Origin of the sequence: Mesorhizobium tamadayense (genome assembly GCF_003863365.1) — a bacterium.
GTDB lineage: Bacteria > Pseudomonadota > Alphaproteobacteria > Rhizobiales > Rhizobiaceae > Mesorhizobium > Mesorhizobium tamadayense.
This window is the reverse complement of sequence record NZ_RQXT01000030.1, coordinates 26,486-46,550: the sequence shown is the minus strand read 5'-3', so window position 1 is coordinate 46,550 and position 20,065 is coordinate 26,486. Positions and strand designations below refer to the sequence as shown.

The 20,065-nt window shown below is 62.3% G+C and carries 20 protein-coding genes and 1 pseudogene; 14 read left to right on the top strand and 7 right to left on the bottom strand.

Going from position 1 to position 20,065, the window contains the following annotated elements:
* Positions 1-19: 19 nt before the first annotated feature.
* Positions 20-286, bottom strand: a complete 267-nt coding sequence (locus EH240_RS22170) for a hypothetical protein (protein ID WP_023680946.1) — start codon at positions 284-286, stop codon at positions 20-22.
* A gap of 447 nt (positions 287-733) precedes the next feature.
* On the opposite strand from EH240_RS22170, the gene EH240_RS22165 reads away from it, so the two are divergent.
* The 5 genes from EH240_RS22165 to EH240_RS22145 all read left to right on the top strand — a co-directional run bounded on the left by EH240_RS22165 (position 734) and on the right by EH240_RS22145 (position 5,559).
* Entirely contained in the window at positions 734-1,390 is a 657-nt protein-coding gene (locus tag EH240_RS22165) for an ABC transporter ATP-binding protein (protein WP_125002578.1), read from the top strand.
* Positions 1,390-3,798, top strand: a complete 2,409-nt coding sequence (locus EH240_RS22160) for an ABC transporter permease (RefSeq protein WP_206075315.1) — start codon at positions 1,390-1,392, stop codon at positions 3,796-3,798. The genes EH240_RS22165 and EH240_RS22160 overlap by 1 nt, the downstream gene beginning before the upstream one ends.
* Positions 3,788-4,846, top strand: a complete 1,059-nt coding sequence (locus EH240_RS22155; protein WP_125002576.1) for a lipocalin-like domain-containing protein — start codon at positions 3,788-3,790, stop codon at positions 4,844-4,846. The genes EH240_RS22160 and EH240_RS22155 overlap by 11 nt, the downstream gene beginning before the upstream one ends.
* A gap of 262 nt (positions 4,847-5,108) precedes the next feature.
* A complete protein-coding gene (locus EH240_RS22150; RefSeq protein WP_125002574.1) occupies positions 5,109-5,294 on the top strand; it encodes a hypothetical protein in 186 nt (61 codons plus the stop codon).
* 10 nt (positions 5,295-5,304) lie between these two features.
* Positions 5,305-5,559 carry an SEL1-like repeat protein gene (locus EH240_RS22145; RefSeq protein ID WP_125002571.1) on the top strand — a complete coding sequence of 85 codons (255 nt, stop codon included), beginning with the start codon at positions 5,305-5,307 and terminating at the stop codon, positions 5,557-5,559.
* Between the two features lie 826 nt (positions 5,560-6,385).
* Here the strand turns inward: EH240_RS22145 and EH240_RS22140 are convergent.
* Together EH240_RS22140 and EH240_RS22135 are read right to left on the bottom strand one after the other, a co-directional pair.
* Positions 6,386-7,438, bottom strand: a complete 1,053-nt coding sequence (locus EH240_RS22140) for an ATP-binding protein (protein ID WP_125002569.1) — start codon at positions 7,436-7,438, stop codon at positions 6,386-6,388.
* 74 nt (positions 7,439-7,512) lie between these two features.
* Positions 7,513-7,938 (bottom strand): annotated as a pseudogene (locus EH240_RS22135) (site-specific integrase); the annotation flags it as partial.
* A 629-nt stretch (positions 7,939-8,567) separates the two neighbouring features.
* Here EH240_RS22135 and EH240_RS39155 point away from each other — a divergent pair.
* Positions 8,568-8,783 carry a hypothetical protein gene (locus EH240_RS39155; protein ID WP_425374824.1) on the top strand — a complete coding sequence of 72 codons (216 nt, stop codon included), beginning with the start codon at positions 8,568-8,570 and terminating at the stop codon, positions 8,781-8,783.
* Here the strand turns inward: EH240_RS39155 and EH240_RS22120 are convergent.
* The 4 genes from EH240_RS22120 to EH240_RS22105 are packed head-to-tail and all read right to left on the bottom strand — an operon-like array spanning position 8,780 to position 12,428.
* On the bottom strand, positions 8,780-9,718 hold the full coding sequence (locus EH240_RS22120; RefSeq protein WP_125002567.1) for a dihydrodipicolinate synthase family protein: 939 nt from the start codon (positions 9,716-9,718) through the stop codon (positions 8,780-8,782). The two genes, EH240_RS39155 and EH240_RS22120, sit on opposite strands and share 4 nt — an antisense overlap.
* Positions 9,719-9,725: 7 nt before the next feature.
* Positions 9,726-10,475 carry a hypothetical protein gene (locus EH240_RS22115; RefSeq protein ID WP_125002565.1) on the bottom strand — a complete coding sequence of 250 codons (750 nt, stop codon included), beginning with the start codon at positions 10,473-10,475 and terminating at the stop codon, positions 9,726-9,728.
* Positions 10,465-11,460 carry a Gfo/Idh/MocA family protein gene (locus EH240_RS22110; protein ID WP_125002563.1) on the bottom strand — a complete coding sequence of 332 codons (996 nt, stop codon included), beginning with the start codon at positions 11,458-11,460 and terminating at the stop codon, positions 10,465-10,467. Before EH240_RS22110 ends, EH240_RS22115 begins: the two co-directional genes overlap by 11 nt.
* Positions 11,457-12,428: a Gfo/Idh/MocA family protein gene (locus tag EH240_RS22105; RefSeq protein WP_125002561.1), complete on the bottom strand. Its 972-nt coding sequence runs from the start codon at positions 12,426-12,428 to the stop codon at positions 11,457-11,459. Before EH240_RS22105 ends, EH240_RS22110 begins: the two co-directional genes overlap by 4 nt.
* A gap of 120 nt (positions 12,429-12,548) precedes the next feature.
* Here EH240_RS22105 and EH240_RS22100 point away from each other — a divergent pair, with 120 nt between their 5' ends.
* The 8 genes from EH240_RS22100 to EH240_RS39150 all read left to right on the top strand — a co-directional run bounded on the left by EH240_RS22100 (position 12,549) and on the right by EH240_RS39150 (position 20,000).
* Positions 12,549-13,262, top strand: a complete 714-nt coding sequence (locus EH240_RS22100; protein ID WP_125002559.1) for a FadR/GntR family transcriptional regulator — start codon at positions 12,549-12,551, stop codon at positions 13,260-13,262.
* A 21-nt stretch (positions 13,263-13,283) separates the two neighbouring features.
* A complete protein-coding gene (locus EH240_RS22095) occupies positions 13,284-14,858 on the top strand; it encodes an ABC transporter substrate-binding protein (protein ID WP_125002557.1) in 1,575 nt (524 codons plus the stop codon).
* Positions 14,859-14,937: 79 nt separating this feature from the next.
* On the top strand, positions 14,938-15,897 hold the full coding sequence (locus EH240_RS22090) for an ABC transporter permease (protein WP_125002656.1): 960 nt from the start codon (positions 14,938-14,940) through the stop codon (positions 15,895-15,897).
* The gene (locus EH240_RS22085) at positions 15,897-16,787 is read left to right on the top strand and encodes an ABC transporter permease (RefSeq protein WP_125002555.1); all 891 of its coding nucleotides are present in this window, start codon (positions 15,897-15,899) and stop codon (positions 16,785-16,787) included. The genes EH240_RS22090 and EH240_RS22085 overlap by 1 nt, the downstream gene beginning before the upstream one ends.
* An 11-nt stretch (positions 16,788-16,798) precedes the next feature.
* Complete coding sequence (locus EH240_RS22080; RefSeq protein ID WP_125002553.1) at positions 16,799-17,716, top strand: dihydrodipicolinate synthase family protein; 918 nt, start codon at positions 16,799-16,801, stop codon at positions 17,714-17,716.
* 2 nt (positions 17,717-17,718) lie between these two features.
* Complete coding sequence (locus EH240_RS22075) at positions 17,719-18,726, top strand: ABC transporter ATP-binding protein (protein ID WP_125002551.1); 1,008 nt, start codon at positions 17,719-17,721, stop codon at positions 18,724-18,726.
* On the top strand, positions 18,723-19,697 hold the full coding sequence (locus EH240_RS22070) for an ABC transporter ATP-binding protein (RefSeq protein ID WP_125002549.1): 975 nt from the start codon (positions 18,723-18,725) through the stop codon (positions 19,695-19,697). Before EH240_RS22075 ends, EH240_RS22070 begins: the two co-directional genes overlap by 4 nt.
* 135 nt (positions 19,698-19,832) lie before the next feature.
* Positions 19,833-20,000, top strand: a complete 168-nt coding sequence (locus EH240_RS39150) for a DUF1007 family protein (protein ID WP_245436286.1) — start codon at positions 19,833-19,835, stop codon at positions 19,998-20,000.
* Positions 20,001-20,065: the final 65 nt, after the last annotated feature.

Sequence of the window (20,065 nt, the reverse complement as noted above, 5' to 3'; positions counted from 1 at the left end):
GCCAGCGGAGCAATCACCTTTACGATTCGACCAGGATCACCAAAGACTCTGGCACCACTCCATCGAAGGCCATCGCATCCGCGGCTTCCTTGCTCTGCATAGCTTTCATCATGGCGTCCATGTCCGGAACGTCCATAAGAACGGCCACCCGAGTCGGATTTTGTGGATCTACAAATGTTCGTATGTTGGTCACGCCGAGCGGACCAAAAAGCTCTTTGCGCTTCGGCGAGTCGAGCCAGTGCTTCGCTCCCTTTGTGATGTTATGGTGGCCAATGACTGTCGGCATTGCATCCTCCCTATCGTGACGGCGAAGGCCGGCATCAACCAAGAGTGCCAAGATCCATCCCCGTCGAGCCACGGAGCGCCGTTTTGGTTGGACTGTCAATTATTTCGTTAAGGGCGCGCGGAAGACGATTCGGAGAGGGCGTTTCTTCCGGACGGTTCGACCTCAATGAACCAGGATCGCGCTCACGCGGCTGTGGCTATTGACATGTGACAAGCGCAAACAGCCGGACAATAACTGCAAGGACTCGCGTGGCAGATATCGGGATCCGGCGCTGGGGTCGGAAAGGGCAGTTGCGGGCGTAGGGCTGCCTGTCATGACCCGGCGGGCCAAGGTCGTCTTCGGGTCGACTGCGGTCGCACAGCGAAGGTCCGTTTCGGAGAAGCGGCTGGAATGTCAAGAAATGTGATGCATGCCGTGTCAGATGCACGCGGACCTCCGGGGAGTAACATGCTGCTGAGGCTGCACCAGATCGACAAATTCTACCCCACTGGCGAGGGGCCGTTGCATGTTCTGAACGGGATCGATCTTTCGCTGGAGGCGGGCAAGAGCCTTGCGCTGACCGGCGAGTCTGGCAGCGGCAAGAGCACGCTTTTGCACCTCGTTGCAGGGCTCGACAGCCCTGATGCGGGAGAAATCCACCTTGGCGGTACCAATATTGTGGGGCTGAACGATACAGCCCTTGCCGCCCTGCGGCGGGCAACTGTCGGACTTGTGTTCCAGCAGTTCAACCTGATCCCTTCGCTTGATGTGGCGGCCAACCTTGCCTTTCAGGCTCGGCTTGCTGGCCGCCCTGATCCGGCATGGTTGAAAGTCCTTGCCAAACGGCTGGGCCTCGCCCAAGTCCTCACGCGCTACCCTGAACAACTGTCGGCCGGCCAGCAACAGCGGGTGGCGATCGGCCGCACCCTAGCCGCCCGGCCCCGGCTGGTTTTGGCCGATGAGCCCACGGGCAATCTCGATGAGGCAACAGGCGACGCTGTACTCGATCTTATGCTGTCGCTGGTGGCTGAAACGGGTGCCGCCCTGTTAATGGTCACCCATTCCAACCGTCTGGCAAACCGGCTGAACGCCCGCGTTCACCTGCACGCAGGCCGGCTGGTGTGATGGTGTGGACCGGGCTGACAGCGCTCTTGTCTCACTGGCGCAGGCGGCCTGTCCAATTGGCGATGCTGCTTTTGGGGCTATCGCTGGCAACGGCGCTGTGGTCAGCGGTTCAGGCGATCAACGGTGAGGCGCGGGCGAGCTATGACCGTGCAGCGGCGATCCTTGGGCAGGACCGGCTTGCGCAACTGGTGCGTGAGGACGGGGCCCGAATGGATCAACAGGTGTTTGTGAGACTGCGGCGAGCAGGCTGGCTGGTTTCGCCGGTGATTGAAGGTGAAATGCGGTTTGGGGATGTGCGGTTGCGCGTCCTTGGCATTGACCCACTGACTTTGCCGCCGCAGGCGCAGCAGGTGAATGTTGCGGTGGGTGATGAGCTATTGCCGTTCATCACGGCGCCCGGTGTGCTCTATGCAGCCCCGGAAACCGCGACACGACTAACCGAGCAAGCAACACCTCCCGTGCGCGTGGCCGAGGGTTTGCCGCCTGGCACAGTCCTCACCGACATTGGGCAAGCGCAGGTCCTGCTTGGGGCCAAGGACAAGATCTCTCGTCTTTTGCTCTGGCCGGACCAACCGATTGGCCGTGCCCCTCTAAAGGTGACAGCCCCTGGCCTGACCCTGCGCCAGCCGAGCGAAACGGGGGATCTTGCCAGGCTGACCGACAGTTTTCACCTGAACCTGACGGCTTTCGGTTTTCTTGCCTTTGCGGTGGGGCTCTTCATCGTGCATTCCGCCATCGGTCTGGCTTTTGAACAGCGCCGCCAGGTATTTCGCACGCTGCGCGCACTGGGCTTGCCGGCCCGCGTGCTCGTCCTTTTGCTGATCGCCGAGCTGCTGATCTTCGCCCTCCTCGCGGGGCTGGTGGGCGTGGCACTTGGCTATGTAGTCGCCTCGGCCCTTTTGCCCGACGTTGCCGCCACCCTGCGCGGGCTTTACGGGGCCGATGTGCCGGGAACGCTGTCGATCCGCCCCGCAGTGTGGGCAGCGGGGCTGGCCATCGCGGTAATCGGCACGCTGGTGGCGGCCGCACAGAGCCTCTGGCGGCTATGGCACCTGCCACTGCTTGCAGCGGCCCAGCCTCGGGCCTGGGCGCGGGCTTCGGAGCGGGCACTGCGCGCGCAAGGCGTGGCGGCGATGGTGCTCCTGTTGACGGCGGCGGGAATTGCACAGTTCGGATCCGGCCTCGAGGCGGGCTTTGCGCTTCTGGCGGCACTGCTGTTGGGGGCGGCACTGGCGCTGCCGCTCGTGCTGACGGGGATATTGCAGCTTGGCGGCCGCTTGGTGCGTGGACCACTGGCCGAATGGTTTTGGGCCGACACGCGTCAACAGCTTCCCGGCCTGTCATTGGCGCTAATGGCACTGCTGCTTGCGCTGGCCGCCAATGTGGGCGTCAGCACGATGGTGTCGAGCTTTCGGCTGACCTTCACCGGCTGGCTCGATCAGCGTCTCGCCGCTGAGCTTTACGTGACCGCCCGCACTGAAGCAGAGGCCACGGCGATACACGACTGGCTGGCCCAGCGCAGCGACGCGGTCTTGCCGATCTGGAGCGTTGAGGGCCGGGTCGCAGGCCAGCCCGCGGCAATATACGGCGTGGCCGATCATGCCACCTATCGCGACAACTGGCCGATCCTCTCTGCAGTGCCGGAGGTGTGGGACCGGATCGCCGCAGGCGACGGCGCCCTGATCAACGAACAACTGGCGCGGCGCCAGGAGTTGGGCCTGGGGGACCAGATCACGCTGCCCGGTGGCTGGAGGGCCAGCATCGTCGGAGTCTATAGCGACTATGGCAACCCGATCGGCCAAGTGATCATCGGGATCGACACACTGGTCCAGCACTATCCTGACGTCTCCCGCCTGCGCTATGCCATTCGGATTGCCCCCGGCAAGGCCGAAGCACTGGCTGCGGGTTTGCGTGCGCAATTCGGGCTGCCCGCGCAGAACGTGATTGACCAGGCCGGGATCAAGGTCTTTTCGCTCAAAGTGTTTGAGCGCACATTCAGAGTGACAGCCGCGCTGAATGTGCTGACGCTGGGAGTCGCGGGGCTGGCGATGTTTGCGAGCCTCATGACCCTGTCGGGGATGCGTCTGCCGCAACTGGCGCCGGTCTGGGCCATGGGTCTGACCCGCCGCCACCTCGCATGGTTAGAGCTTTCGCGCGGCTTGCTGTTGGCAGCCTTGACCATGCTGGCCGCTGTGCCTGTAGGTATTGCGCTCGCCTTTGTTCTACTGGCGGTGGTGAATGTGGAGGCTTTTGGCTGGCGTCTGCCGATGCACCTTTTTCCCGGCGACTGGGCGCGGCTGGCGGCGCTCGCGCTGCTGGCGGCCGGACTTGCAGCCGCCGCGCCTGCCTGGCGGCTGGCGCGTCTTTCGCCATCGGATTTGCTGAAGGTATTTGCACATGAGCGTTAGAGCATTGCTGATCTACATGTGCTTGGCCGCCGCACCCGCCTTTGGCCAGGGTTTTGCTGGTCTTGGCACAGAGGCTGACGGGTTTTCAGTGCCGCAGCCGGGGACTGCATTCAACTTCCCGGCAGACCACGGCCCGCACCCCGGCTACCGGATCGAATGGTGGTATTTGACCGCCAACCTGCAAGCTGCGGATGGAGCGGACTATGGCGTGCAATGGACTCTTTTCCGATCCGCCCTGGCCCCGGTGGAGCGGTCCGGCTGGTCCAGTCCGCAGCTTTGGATGGGCCATGCGGGGCTGACGACGCAAACGCACCAATTCGTGGCCGAACGGAGCGCACGGGGCGGCATCGGCCAGGCGGGGGTTACGGCTGCGCCCTTTGCGGCGTGGATTGACAACTGGCAGATGGCAGGCCGGGCCCTGCCAGAGGCGGATGCGCTGTCGGCGCTCGATCTGCGTGCGGCGGGACGGGCGTTTTCCTACGAACTGGCGCTGGACGCCAAAGGCCCTCTGGTGCCGCAGGGAGTGCAAGGCTATTCGGTGAAATCCGAGAAGGGGCAGGCGAGCTATTATTACTCGCAACCATTCTACCACGTGACCGGCACGCTGACCCTTCCGGCAGGCGCGATTGCGGTGACCGGTCAGGCGTGGTTGGACCACGAATGGTCCTCGCAGCCGCTGGCTGAGGATCAAACCGGGTGGGACTGGTTCTCGCTGCATTTCGACAGCGGCGAAAAGATGATGGGCTTTCGCCTGCGCGACGGAGGCGCGGGCTTTACATCGGCCACATGGATCAAGGCCGACGGCAGGCCGCAGCCGCAGGCCCCCGGCGCGCTAAGGGTGACGCCGCTCGAAACGGCGGCGGTCGCGGGACGTAGCGTGCCGATCCGCTGGAGGGTGCAATTGCCGGAAAAAGGGGTGGATGTGACCATCCGGACGCTAAACCCAGAAGCCTGGATGGACACACGCTTTCCCTATTGGGAAGGCCCGATCCGATTTGAGGGCACCCATGCCGGGCGCGGCTATCTCGAGATGACAGGCTATGAGTGACAGTTACCGCAAGACCTTGCGCCCGCACGCTGCTTGCGCCATATCTGGACGATGGCGAAACAGCAACTACCGCTCGGCGCTCGGCGTCATCAGGCCAGTTTGTCACGACGAAGGGCGCCAATTCGGTTGGACGGACCAGTGACGGGGTTGTGATCCTGAAGCCTGCCACCAAGCCGACGCATTTCACGCAAAGTGAGATACGCGGCACGATTAAAGAAGTGAAGGGGAGCGACGGCCGCTTATCGAACAGTAAGAATTATTGATGGCTGCGCATCCGCGCAATGTGTTCATCAACTGTGCCTTCGATGCCGAATTTGAGCCCCTATTCCACGCGATAGTTTTTACTGTGATCCGGTCAGGATTCCGTGCGCGGTGCGCGACCGAATCTGACGACGCGGGCGAGAACCGCTTCTCGAAGATTCAGCAAATCGTGGAGGAATGCCACTGAGTTTATTCAGATGGCTTACAATCAAAACCAAGATGCGTTTAGCCTATACCGTTCAAATCGGTATACCGAAGCCTATCAGCCCTTATTAGATATGGAGCGTCAGGGATCGCTGGAGGCGACATTTTGCTTGGCTTATATGTACCAAGAAGGATTGGGCGTTGCTAAAGACATTGGCGCTGCGCTTTCGCGATATAGAAGCTTAGGAAACAATGGCGTACCCAGGGCTTGGTTTTATGCCGGCGCCTTACTTGAGCAAATGGGATAGATTAACGAAGCGATCAAAAGCTACAGGTCTTCTGCAGAACTCGGAGATATTTCTGCGGCTTACGCGCTAAGTAGGATCGGAAGGGATGGAAATACGCATATATCGCAAAAAGACGCAGAGGAGTACTTTAAGAAAGCTCTGGACGGCGGTCACGTATACGCGAAGCGAGATCTGGTGAGAAAAATGCTCCGTGGTGATTACGGCTTCTATGGGAGAATCAAGGGAATACCATTGTTTATGTGGGGTGTGATAAGTATGGCGAACTTGTTGTCGAATAAACCTAAAGATCCGAGATCGTTCTGAGGTCCGATTTGGACGCGTGGCGTCCATCCTGCAGGTATCCTCTTCTGGCAGTGATAGTCAACTGTCCTGCCGTACTGACGACAGCTCTTGAACTCGATCCCTAACCCGAGTGCCTTCAGGCGCTTCTCGATCTCAGCAGTTGACAATGTTGGTCGGGCCGCCGGTAAGCCCATTGACGCCTGTAGGGGCCGCGTTGGCGTCGAGGCGAGCCTTAGCGATGACTGTGATGACTGTAGGGTAGAGAGGTGCTTGGCGATGCTTCCTGTCGCCTATGCCTGGTGGGCGGCGGACTGGGGGCTTGTGGGGGCCTGAGCGATGGTGCTTACCTTCCGATGACGATGGGAGAGACACATGCCGAAGAAATACACGCACACTGCGGCCTTTGCGCATTTCGGTACAGCTCCGGTTAACGCGCAGTGGAGTTGGTCGGCTCGAAATGAGGGAACCAAGACCGTTGCCATTACCCTTTGGCAGGACGAGTTCAAAAAGTCGTCAGACGGTCGCCTTATTTATGAGCGCGGGCCTATTTGCCATGCTGGAGCGGAAAACGCTCCGATCCCGGAAAGACGACGATGCGCCGCTCCGGGTTAAGGTCCTGGCAGGCCTGATGGTAGCCTTTTTCTAGCTTCGGAGTCAGGCTTCGCTTGATTTCGATGGCCCAGAGGCGCTGGCCCGGTAACGTGAGCAGCAGGTCGATTTCCGCGCCCGCGGCTGTTCGGTAGAAATTGCTTTGCGTGCCGGTGGGGGCGGTCGCAGTGAGGGTCTCGATCACAAAGCCTTCCCAGGAGGCGCCGGCCACTGGATGTCCAAGCACGTCTTCCTGCGTGACGAGACCGAGCAGTGCATGGGTGACGCTGTCGCGAACATAGACCCGCGGGGATTTGACCAGACGTTTGCCGACATTGGCATGCCACGGTTCCAGCCGGCGAACCAGCAAGAGATCGACGAGCAGGTCGAGATAGGACGCGACGGTCTTGCCGTCCACGCCAAGTGCACGGGCGAACTCGGCAGCATTGAGCAGGCCGGCCTGGTGGTGCGCCAGCATGGTCCAGAAACGCCGCAGTGTCTCGGCCGGGATCCGTGGGCCGAGAAGGGGAATGTCGCGCTCCAGATAGGTGCGCATGAAGTCCTGCCGCCACCGCTGACTGGCGCGGTCGCTGGTGGCCAGAAAGCTGTCGGGGAAGCCGCCGCGCACCCAAAGCGGACCAAGATCGGCTGCGCCGACCTCGAGACCGTCGATCGGATCCATTTCAAGATAGGCAATGCGGCCGGCAAGGGTCTCGCCTGACTGCTTCAGCAAATCCATGGACGCCGATCCCAGCAGCAGGAAACGGCCGGCTTTTCGGCTGCTGCGGCGGCCTCGGTCGATCAGCCCGCGCAGGTTCTGGAACAGGTTTGGCAGCCGGTGGACCTCGTCCAGGATGACCAGTTTGTCCTGATGGTCGGCCAGATAAAGCTCCGGCTCGGCAAGTCGGGCGCGGTCGGCGTCGGATTCGAGGTCGAGATAGATCGAAGGACGCCGTTCGGCAATGCTGAGCGCAAGGGTGGTTTTGCCGACCTGACGGGGCCCGAGCAATCATCCTTGCAATTATGGAGTACAGTTCCAATTTTGCAAGGAAGTACCGGCGTCCCAAGCTCGTAGAGACAGGCTTAGAGACCGCTCGCCCTGGTGAGATTGACGCGGAAGCGGTCGCGACGGCGCTGGTAACGACGGGTCATTTCCGCGGAGACTTGACCAAGGTGCTTTTGCACATAGCGCTCATCGACCTCGGCCGAGGAGGCGAGGCCAGCGCGCAGCGAATGGCCCGCGAACTTTTCCACGCGCTCGCCTTCCGGCAGATCGCCGCGTACGCCGGCCGTGAGGGCTGTGCGCTTGACGAGGCGCGCAACCTCCTGGTCATTGAGCCGGTCGGCGCCAGCTGCCTTGCCCTGGCCGGGGACACGCCGGAAGAGCGGCCCATGCGCGATCCGGGCGAGTTTGAGCCAAGTCTCCAGCGCCACGACCGGGCAGGTGGCGTCGGACGAGCCGCAGCCGACCTCGATCTCGCGCCAGCCGGTTTTTCCGCGCAATGTCATCTGTCCATCTAACCTTCAAACGACGAGAGCAATGACCGGCGTTCGGTTCCACGTAGGTTCGCACCGCCATTGCGTGATGCCGTTTGGTACGCTTGTATCTGTGACGCGCATAACGGGGGGTAGTCATTTGTCTGCCAGAAACGAAACGTCCACCGGTCACGAAGCGAGCGATGCCGGCTGGCTCGACCTTCATTTCGAATCGTCGCGCCCCGAATACGAGGCGGTATTACTCGCGGATCCTTGATCTCGCCGACATCGGCATCCCACGGTACTATCTCTCCCGGATGTGAGGAAGGGCTGCTCGTGACGGTCGGCTATGAGCGGTATCGCGCCGCTGCGTTGAAGGTGGTCTGACCTTCAGGCCGCGCAGAGTTCGCTATTGGATTGCGCCGCTTCGATGACATCGCCAATCCGACCTTCGCAGAGGGCGTCGGTCGGACGTAGGCCGCCGAGGCGAGGGACTGCTCGTGAAGGCGGGCTACGGCCGCTACCGTGTGTCCTTCCGAAGGCTTCTTGACCAGTCGCGTTTGGGCCCGATCTTCTGAGCGCGATGCTCGCCGTCTACATCTGATGAGCGAGGTCAAGATCCATCTTCAGGTGGAGCGCGACCCACAGGTCCAGCACATGGCATAATCAATTCCTACAAGCACCCGACGGCTGGCGAAGTGAAGGTGGTGGCGCCGATGGTGAAACTGTCGGAGACGCCGGCGGCGATCGTACGTCCTGCGCCGCTCGTTGGCGAACACACACCCGAATCCTTGCCGAATATGGCTATGGCGCAGCCGAAATCGACGACGTGGTCACCCGCGGCATCGGCGGCGAGACGAAGCGCGCCTGACCGCTAGAACCATTCGGGGAAGGCCGCGCGAGCGGCCTTCGCCAATGCCGGTATGTCTTCACCCGGAACCGATGAATAGGGCCATAGTAACCGCGGCCCGAGCGTACCCCAGCCGCCGGCTGCGGCCATCGCTTTGTCGAGGGCAGCGTCGCTGACGGCGTAACGCGCCCTAAACGGCAGGACATGGTCGGTGATGAACGCCTGGATGCGAACCTGCATCTCGACGGCGGCATGTTCTTCGGCAACTATCTGAGCCCACCATTGCAATGCACCCTTGGGGCTGAGACAGGCGACGTTGGAGTAGCTGCCATGCGCGCCGTGGGCATAGCCGGTCGCAAGCATGTGGCCGGGTACGAAAACCGAAAAGCCGGGCACTTCGCGCCGCATGTCGGCATACCAGCTGGCGTCGCCGCCTGGCAGCTTGGCGCCGACCAATGTCGGCACTTTAGCGCGCATCGCGATGATGCCCTCAATCGTCAGCCGCCGCTTGGCATGCGGCGGGTTGTAGAGCACCAGAGGAGTATCCGGCGCTGCCTCGGCCAAACCCGAGACGAAACGCAGCATTTCCTCATCGCTTGGTGGCCACCAGTCCGGCAATGTGAATTGCACTGCCGAGGGGGTCAGCCCGGCAACGCGCTTCAGCCGCTCGCGTGCAACGCGCGGATTGGACTGGCTGATGCCGACCTGGAAAGGGGTTTTCGCAGCGCCTGCGACTTGTGCCACCATCTCGCTCAGACGGTTGAATTCGGCTTCCGTCTGGCAATGGAACTCGCATGCCGTGCCGTTGGAATAGATGCCGTGAACGCCCGATGCGCAGAGCTGCGCGACGGTCTCTTGCGTGGCGCTCCAGTCGATATTGCCATCCAGGCCCACCGCCAGCATTACGGCGCCCCAGATGCCGCGCGGCGCATGTGCGGGGAGGGCGGAGAGATGATAGCTCATGGTTGGACTAGCGAAGCGTGAAGGAGAGCGGCGCAAAGTCGCCAAGGCTGATCTTGATGCGACCCTTCCTTGGAACGATCAGCAGCGGCGACAGTGATCCGGTGGTGATCACCATGCCTTTTCTAAAACCGCCGAAATGATCGTCGGCCATCCCGGCGAAAGCAATGACGGGAGAGATGGCGTCGCCGAACGGGTATTTCGTGGTCTCACGCTGGAGGATCGCCCCGTCGCTGGAAAGCGTGATCGCCAGGCCCTCGACCTTCGGCTCTTGCGCCAGTACCTGCGTCCCGATGACATAGCCGCCGGTGACCATATTGTCGGCCAGTGGGCCGAAAGGGCCGGCTTTGGTCCGGTCGTCGATGCGGGAGCCGATGAGCTCGATGCCGAGGACGAAATGCTCGATGGTCTGCAACACGGCCGAGTGGCCAGCTTTGGCGATCTCGGGCGTCAGGTCGGCGCCAAGTCGCACAGCCATTTCGATCTCAAGCCCGGCGAGATCGCGTTCGCCAAGTTCGATCGTTCCGCCGTCGTCGATTACCATTCCGGCGGGAATAGGCGCACCCGTCGCAATTCCATCGGGCGGCATCGCTACCTTGGCAACGGGCGCGCTTTCGCCAAGCAGCTTCATGACTTCGCCCTGGATCGCCAGTGCTTCATTGCGCGTCAAGTCGATGAAACGCGATGCCGGTACGCGTTGGCCCGGATTCCTGTAAGCCTCGGCGATCGCCTTGGCAATTGCATCGATATCAGCCAGCATCGGCGATCATCTCCTCGCGGCGGGATTTGTCCGAAGCGTAGGCTGCCTCGATGACGCCGATGAGCTTGCGCCCATAGGCGCCGGTCACCGGTACCGGCTTGTCCCGAACGATGGCGTCACGCAGCGCTGCCCATTCGCGTTTCACCGCATTGTGCATCCAGGCGGGCTCGAACGAATCCGGCACCTCGGTCCACACCGTATCCTGGCCAATCATCGTGCCGCGATCCATGTCGATGTGCAGCGTGCCGCGCTCGCAGATGAGGTCCATCGCAAAGCCGACCGCGCCATTGCGATAGCCGACGCTTTGTACTTGACCCAGGCCGCCGCCTTTGAAACGCAGCGCCAGCATCGACGTGTCATCCGCTTCCTGTTCGTGAAACTTCGCGCCGAGCATGGCGCTCACCGACTTGACTCCGTCGTCCATCAGCCAGATGAGACGGTCGAGCGCGTGAATGCCGGCGGTCATCAGCATGCCGCCACCGGTGGCGTTGCGCAGGTGCCAGTCGCGTCGGTTATGCTCCATCCAGAGCTTGATCATCCAGCTCGACGCGATCAGCGGCCGTCCGATCTCACCCGCATCGATGATCTTCTTTGCTGCCATGCAGGGTTTCGAGAAATGCAGCAGATGGGCGACCATCAGCTTGACGCCATTCTCCGTCACCGCCGCATTGATCGCATCGCATTCGGCCACCGTTCGCGCCATCGGCTTTTCAAGCAGAATGTGCTTGCCGGCCTTGGCCGCGGCGATCGCCATTTCGGCATGCAATGCGTGCGGGGCAGCGATGACGACGGCATCGACGTTGCTGTCTTCGAGAAGGTCGCGCCAGTCGGGGTAGCCCATGCCGCCATGTTCGGCCGTGAAGGCGGCCAGCGCCGTCGCGTCTCCACGGCAGGCCGCGACGAGGCGTATGTCATCGACCTCCCTGATCGCGCGCGCATGCACGGCGCCAAAATCGCCCGCGCCGATAATGCCTATTCCAATCATCGTCCTGCCTTCTGGTACGCGGCGTCGATTAGCGACATCGCCGCCACATAGTCGTCTATGGAGATTGCGGGCGCAGCCTTGCGCTGCAACCGTTCGAACGTGTCGCGCATGCTGAGCCGGTAACGTGTAGCCGGCAGCTCGACCGGCAGCTCGACAAGTGCAGCGTCGTGGCGCGTCGCGCAGATCGCCCTGTCGCCACGGTCGATGAGCGTGGCGTTGGCGCTGACGATACGCCATTCGAAATCGCCGCCGGGCTGCATTGAGGCGAATGTGTAACCCGCCTCAACGGTAAACAGCGCGCCGGCCTCGTCCTTCAGCACCAGCAGCGCATAGTCCTCAACCGGAGACCTGTGGATGCGGTTGTCCACCGATACAGACTTGAGACGGAGCTCTCCGCTGGCGAGGCTCAGCGCAGCATTGACACCGTGAATGCCCAGGTTGCGCAATGCGCCGCCACCGCCAATCGCGGGGTCCACCACCCAGGCAACGCCGTCGGCGGCATAGCGCTCGGGCGGCCCGTTGACGACGCGGAAATGGCAGTGCGCGAGTTGGCCGGCGCCACCTTCTTGGCGCAGTCTTTCAAAGGCGATCACTGCCGGGCCGAAGCGGTTGGGCAAAGGCACGCTGACGAAGGCTTTTCGCTCGTGGGCGAGGTCTCGCAACTGGATCAGCGGCGCTGTGCTGCTCGCTGCCGGCTTCTCAAGGATAAGCGGGATATCAGCCTCGATCACGCCGCGCGCCCTGGCGGGTACGGTCGAAGGATGTCCCATCAGCAGAATCAGATCGGCTGGTGCTGCCAGGACGCCTTCGAATGCAGCAATCGCGCTCAGTGAATTTCGCGCCGCAAAACCCCTTGCATGCGCCTCGTCCTCGTCCCACACGCCGATGATTTCAGCTCCGGCAGTGCGCGCCGCATCGAGGTGCATGTCGGCGTGCCAATGGCTCGTGCCGGCCAAAACGATCTTCATATCCCGATATTTCCTCCGATGGCTTGCAGGATATCCTACAAGTCGTTATAGGACAAGTCGTCAACCTCCCGCGCGATGTGGTTATTCGGCGTCGGACAACAGTGGGAGCAGGGAGCAACTATGGCGGAATTAAAGTCGATTGAGCCGCTCAGCCGACCACCGCTTCTGCATGTGAGCGTGCAGGAGAGCTTGCGCAAATATATCGAGGCGAACAGACTGAAGGCGGGCGATCCGCTGCCGCCGGAGACGTTCCTGGCCCAGCAGCTCGGCGTTGGCCGCAACTCGGTTCGCGAAGCGATCAAGGCGCTGGAATCGATCGGCATATTGGAGACGCGCCGCGGCATCGGCGTGTTCGTCAAGGAATTCTCATTCAAGCCACTGCTCGACAATCTGGCTTACGGCCTGCAGGACTCGCTGCGCGACGTCGAGGAGCTGCGCGAGATCCGCCGCGTGCTCGAGACCGGACTGATTGCCAAGACCATCGAGATGATCAGCACCGAGGACATCGACGAGCTTCGCCGGCTGACTGAAAGCATGCGCCAGCGGGCCGAGCGCAGCGAGAGCTTTGCCGAGGAGGACCAGCAGTTCCACCAGATGCTGTTCCGCTGCCAGAACAACCACATGCTGAGCGCTCTCATCGACATCTTCTGGGTGGCGTTCAACAAGGCTTCCGACTTCACCAATCTCGACAATCCGACGCCGCTCGCCACCTGGCGCGATCATCATGAAATCGTCGAGGCGGTCGCCGCCAAGGATGTCGATCGGGCACGCAGCCGGCTCGACGATCACTACAGAGGTATTGAGCAAGTCATCGCCAAAAATCGCACAACCTGAAAAATGCCAAGGGAGGAAACCATGCGCATTAAGACGATATCCATTGCCGCCGCGCTGCTGCTCGGCGCTGGCCTGCCGACCATCGTGCAGGCACAAAGTCCAAAGACCATTGCCGGCGGTTTCGACGTCGGTCCCGGTGGTTTCCCAAAGAACTTCAACCCGCTGGTCGCGACCGGTGGCTTCACCTGGCTCAGCACCTATTTTGAACCGCTGGTCATCTGGAACGCGGGGCTGACCGAACTCGAAGGCGACCTGGCCAAGAACTACACGATGAGCAGCGACCAGATGACCTACACGTTCAAGCTGGTCAAGGAGAGCTGGCACGACGGCAAGCCGTTCACGTCCAAGGACGTCAAATTCACCATCGAGCTTGCCAAGAACAAGGCTTCCGGCAGCCTTCTGGCGGCACGCCTCGGCGATGTCGCCTCGGTCGAGGCGCCCGACGACAGCACCGTGATCATCAAGCTGTCAAAGCCGAACGGCTCCTTCCTGTCCATTCTTTCGCAGGTGCTGATCCTGCCGGAGCATGCCCTTGCCGGGATGCCGCCGGAATCGCTGGCGACCAGCACCTGGTGGTCGACCAGTCCGGTCGGCACGGGTCCGTTCAAATTCAAAAAGTACGTCACCGACCAATATGTCGAACTGGCCGCGGACGACGACTATCGTGGCGGCAAGCCGAAGGTCGACGTGCTGATCAACCGCTATTTCGAGAGCCCTGCTGCGGCAGTCGCGGCGCTACGAGCGGGCGAGATCCAGTTCACCTATGTCGAGCCCGACGATGCGGCATCGTTCAAAACCGACGCCAGCTTCAAGGTGATCGAGGGCGGCTCCTACGTGGTCAACTATATTGGCCTCAATCAGAAGGTCGACCTGTTCAAGGACCTCAAGGTTCGCCAGGCGATCATGTACGCCATCGACCGCAACGCCATCATCGAGAGCCTCTATGGCGGCGCAGCCAAGCCGGCCAATTGCGGCTATGTCGCGCCGCAACTGGTTCCCGAAGGACTGGAAGCCTACGCTTACGATCCGGCCAAGGCCAAGGCACTGCTGACTGAGGCCGGCTGGGACAAGATCAATGGCGACAAGCCCATCACCTTGCTGACCTATTACGGCTCGCCGCAAGCTGCCAACGTCATGGCCGCCATTCAGTCCATGCTGGCCCAGGTCGGCATCAACGTCGTGCCGCGCGTCGTCGACACACCGACCTACAATGGCATCGTCTACAAGGAAGGCACGCCGGACTGGAGCGCATTCCCCATGGTCTATGCCGGCCTGCAGAACGGCCCAAATCCGGCCGGCATCAATCCGGGCCTCAACAAGTCGCAGATTCCGCCCGCCGGCTTCAACACCATGCGCATCAAATTCGACGATCTGAGCGCGGCTTTCGACAAGGCGCTCGCTGAAACCGATGCGTCGAAACTTGATGCCGCCTGGCAGGATGTTTGCAAGGTGATGAACAAGGATCTTCCCTGGGCAACGCTATGGGTGGCCAATCGCTACGGCGTTGCCTCCAACAAGCTGAAGGACTTCGTCTGGACGCCTGCGCCTGGCGGCGGTCCCTATGCCGCTCATCCCGAGACCTGGGACATCCAGTAGACAGGCGGGTCTCCTGCCCCGCCACTAGGGCCGGCCTCTTTTGCGATGCCGGCCCATGCCATCCACTTCCGGAAAGCCGATGCTGAGCTTCATCGCCCGCCGCTGCGCCACAGGACTGTTGATGCTGGTCGCCCTGAGCCTCCTCATCTTCGTCCTGCTGCGCCTGGCGCCCGGCGATCCGATCGACGCCTATATCAATCCTTCGATGCCAATGTCGGCCTCCGATCTCGAGACGCTGCGCGACCGCCTCGGCCTCGATCAGCCGCTGCCGCTTCAGTATTTCGGCTGGCTGCGCGCGGCCCTGTCTGGTGATTTCGGCTATTCGATCCAGCGCAGCGGGGTGCGGGTGCTGCCGCTGGTGATGGAGCGCATTGGACCCACGGCTCTGCTGATGGGCATGGGTCTGGCGATCGCCATCATCATCGGCATCGCCGCCGGCATCTACAGCGCCGTGCGCCGCAACGCCTGGCCCGACATTGCGATGTCGGTGCTGTCCTTCATCGGCATATCGAGCCCGGCTTTCCTGACCGCGCTGCTCGGCCTCTATTTCTTCTCGGTGCTGCTGCACTGGGCGCCATCCGGCGGCATGCAGACCGCCGGTGCGCCATTCTCTATCGCCGACGTGCTTGCGCATCTCATACTTCCGGCGTGCCTGCTGTCGATCGGCCACGCGGCGCTGATCATGCGCTACATGCGTGCTTCGCTGCTCGAAGTGCTCAACCAGGATTATGTCCGCACCGCCCGCGCCAAGGGCGTGCGCGAATTCTGGGTGATCATCAAGCATGCCACCCGCAACGCGCTCTTACCAGTCATCACGCTGATCGGCTCGACCGTGGGCATTGCGGTCGGCGGTGCGATCTTCCTGGAGAGCGTCTTCAACTGGCCGGGCATGGGCCTGCTGCTGGTCAACGCCGTCGGCACGCGTGATTATCCCGTCATCATGGGCGCCACGCTAGTCATCGGTGTCTGCGTCATTCTGGTCAACATTCTCACCGACGTCGCCTACGCCTTCGTCGACCCGCGCATCCAGGTGGCGTGATGACGGGAGCTGCAATCGAGCCACCAGCCATACAGCGCACCAAAGGTCCGCTGCGCCGTGCGCTCGACCGCTTCATCGAGAACCGCGCCGCACGGGCCGGCCTGTTCATCGTGATCCCGGTGGTGATAGCGGTCGTAACCTATCACTGGTGGTGGCCATACGCGCCCAACGCCATCGATCTGAAGGCCATGAACAAGGGACCGTCCGCCACCCATTGGCTCGGCAGCGATGGCGTCGGCCGCGACGTCTTCGCGCGGCTTCTGCAAGGTGGTCGCATCTCGCTTGTGGTCGCTGTCTGCTCCGTCGCGATCTCCATCGTCATCGGCTTTCTCGTCGGCGCCATCGCCAGCTTCGGCGGCCGCGTCGTCGATGCGACTGCGATGCGCTTCGTCGATCTCGCCATGACTTTGCCGCCGGTCATCTTCCTACTGGTGCTTGCCTCGATAGCCGGCACCGGCATCGCCCCGACAATCCTCGTCATCTCGCTGCTGTCCTGGCCGGTTCTGTCGCGCATGGTGCGGGCCCGCCTGCTCGAACTGCGCGAGCGCGATTTCGTCGTCGCGGCGCGCGGCATGGGGGCAGGGCTGCCGCATCTCCTGTTCCGCCACGGCCTGCCCAATTGCATAGACATTCTCGTCGTCTACGCAACCTTGCAGATCGCCAACGCCATCCTGCTGGAAGCTGGCCTCTCGTTCCTCGGCCTCGGCATCGCGCCGCCCGAAGCGAGCTGGGGCAACATGCTCAATCTCGCCCGCTCCACCGTCGTCCTCGAACAATACCCTTGGCAGTGGATGTTTCCCGGTGCCGCCCTCGTGCTCACGGTTCTTGCCATCAATTTCATTGGCGACGGCCTGCGTGATGCTTTCGATCCTCGATCCGATCTCAACTGAAGGTTCTCAAAATGCCGCTTTTTACCGGCGTCGTGCCGCCCGTCGTTACCCCCCTCAATGCCGATTACAGCATCGACTTTCCATCGTTCACGCGAACACTGGAGAACCTACTCGACGGAGGCGTCCACGGACTGTTCGTGCTCGGATCGACCAGCGAGGTGGTCTTCCACGACGAAGCCGAGCGCAAGGCGATCATCGAGCACGCGGTGAAGGTCAACAATGGCCGCGTGCCGATCTTTGTCGGTGTCATCGACCCGACCACCGACCGCGTCATCAACCATTCGAAGATCGCCAAGGCGGCCGGCGCGGATGCTATCGTCGTCACCGCGCCCTTTTACGCACGCACGAGCCAGCCGGAGATCATCGATCATTTCCGCTACATCAAGGATGCGATCGACATCCCGATCATCGCCTACGACATCCCGGTTTGTGTCCATATCAAGCTCGAGCGCAAGACGACCGTGACGCTTGCCAGGGAAGGCATCGTCGCCGGCCTGAAGGACTCCAGCGGCGATGACGGCAATCTGCGCTATGTGTTGAGGGACATGGCCGGCGACGCCAACTTCTTCGGCATGACCGGCTCCGAGATCATGGTCGACACGGCGCTTGCCATGGGCGCGCACGGCGTCGTGCCGGGCATCGCCAATGTCGATCCGCACGGCTACGTCAAGATGTGGAACCTGATGCAGGCCGGCAAGCATGCCGAGGCCCGGGTTGAGCAGGAGCGGCTGTTGAAGCTGTTCGAGATCGTCTGGATCGCGCTCGGCCGCACCAGCGCCGGCTCGGCCGGCGTCGGCTCGTTCAAGACGGCTATGCGCAGTCTTGGTATCATCACCACCAACAGGATGGCCCGCCCGCAGCGCGACCTCAATGCCGAGGAAACCGCTAAGGTTGACGCCATCCTGCGCGACGTCGGCCTGCTCGGCTGACAATGGAAGCGCCGATCCTGCGAATTGCCGGATTGCGTGCCGTGTTCCGCATTGCGGGGCGCGACATCGCTGCCGTGCAGGATATCGATCTGGAGATCGGCTCCGGCGAGACCGTGGCGCTGGTCGGAGAGTCCGGTTCGGGTAAATCCGTTACCAGCCTCTCCATCATGGGGCTGCTGGCGAAGAAGATCGGCCATATTGCTGATGGCCACATCTCGATCAGGCGACGCGACGGGTCCGTCACCGAGCTGACGGGCCTCGACGCGGAGCAGCTTCGCCGCGTGCGCGGCAACGACATTGGCATGGTCTTTCAGGAGCCGATGACCAGCCTCAACCCGGTCTACACGATCGGCGAGCAGATCGCCGAGCCGATCCGCATCCATCTCGGCAAATCGCATCGCGAGGCGGCAGCCGAGGCGGTGCGTCTGCTGACGCAGGTCGGCATTCCGGACCCGAAGCGGCGCGCGCAGCAATACCCGCATGAACTCTCGGGCGGCATGCGCCAGCGCGCCACCATTGCCATGGCGCTCGCATGCAACCCGACATTGCTGATCGCCGACGAACCGACCACCGCGCTTGACGTGACGATCCAGGCGCAGATCCTCGATCTGCTTGCCGACCTTCAGGCCGAACGCGGCATGGGCATCCTCTTCGTCACCCACAATCTTGGCGTGGTTGCCGAAATCGCCGACCGCGTGGCGGTCATGTATGCTGGGCGTATCGTCGAGACTGGTCCGGTGAGCGAAGTCTTCGCCCGTCCGCGCCATCCTTACACGATCGGCCTGATGCGCTCGGTGCCACGGCTTGGCCAGGCAACGGCGCTGAAGGCGGCCGGCACGCCACTGCCGACGATCGCGGGCAACGTCCCCTCACTGGCCATGCTGCCCAAGGGTTGTTCCTTCGCTCCGAGGTGTCCGATGGCGATCGACGCCTGTCGTGCCGTCGTGCCGCCGTTGTTCCAGGTGTCGCCGACGCAGGCGAGCCGCTGCATTCGCTGGGAGGAGCTATGAACGCGCCGGATCCCTATCTCTCTGTTCGCAACCTGACCAAGCATTTCGCGCCAACTGCGTTCTCGCGCGGGCCTGTGGTCAAGGCGCTGCAGGATATTTCCTTCAATATCCCACGCGGCCAGGTGGTCGGGCTGGTCGGCGAATCCGGTTCCGGCAAGACGACCATTGGCCGTTCCGTGCTGCGGCTGATCGAACCGACCTCCGGCGAGATACGCTTCGACGGCAAGGACATCCTCACGCTGGGGGCAGGGGATCTTCGCCGCCAACGCCGCAACATGCAGTATATTTTCCAGGACCCCTTCGCCAGCCTGTCGCCGCGCATGACGATCGGCCAGATCCTCACCGAGGGGCTGGATATACAGAGGATCGGCAACCGCGCCGAGCGCCGCGCCCGCGCCGAAAAGGCGCTCGCCGCCGTCGAACTGCCGGTCGACGCTTATGATCGCTACGCGCACGAGTTTTCGGGCGGCCAGCGCCAGCGCATCGGCATCGCGCGAGCCCTCACGCTGGAACCCGAATTCATCGTCGCCGACGAGCCCGTGTCGGCACTCGACGTGTCTATCCAGGCACAGGTGATCAATCTTTTGCGCGACCTGCAGCTGCAGCTCGGCCTGACGATGTTGTTCATCTCGCATGATCTGGCGGTGGTCGAATATATCTGCGACACCGTCATCGTGCTCTATCTCGGGCGCATCATGGAGATCGCACCGGCGGCGAGCCTCTATGCCCGCCCGCAACACCCCTATACGCAGGCGCTGCTGTCGGCGATTCCTTCGCCGGATCCGAGGAAGCGCTCGAAGCGCCAAATACTGAAGGGCGATATTCCAAGCCCCGCCAACCCGCCGTCGGGCTGCGTGTTCCGCACCCGCTGCCCCCATGCGATCGAGGCCTGCGCCGGCGTGGTGCCTGGATTGCGCGAGACCGAAGCGGGACACCTTAAGGCCTGCATCCGCGACGACATCCCGGCATGAAGATCTTCATCTTTGCCTATCTCGACGCGTTCGCTCGAGCGCCAGCCGCGGCAGGCGAAAAAGCCTACGCGCTGCGGGGGCCGCGCTTGCCCAGCTTGGGCGCTACGGCGTCCATCTTCTCGCAAAGATCATCTATTGACCATCGGCTTGCCGCAGGGTTGTTCTCGCGCCGTGGTGCGCCCGGATGCGGAAACCGCGACCGCGCAGAACCACAAGAGACCGACGGAGGCCTTCTTCACCGATCCGTCCGGAACCAATCTCGGCAAGATTTTCGCGACGCGACTTGAATTGACCTGTGCCTGATGCAACCGCTGTTTCAGACGCTGGTCGAATTCCAGCGCACGATCTACCTGGCGCTTGCCCGCGCC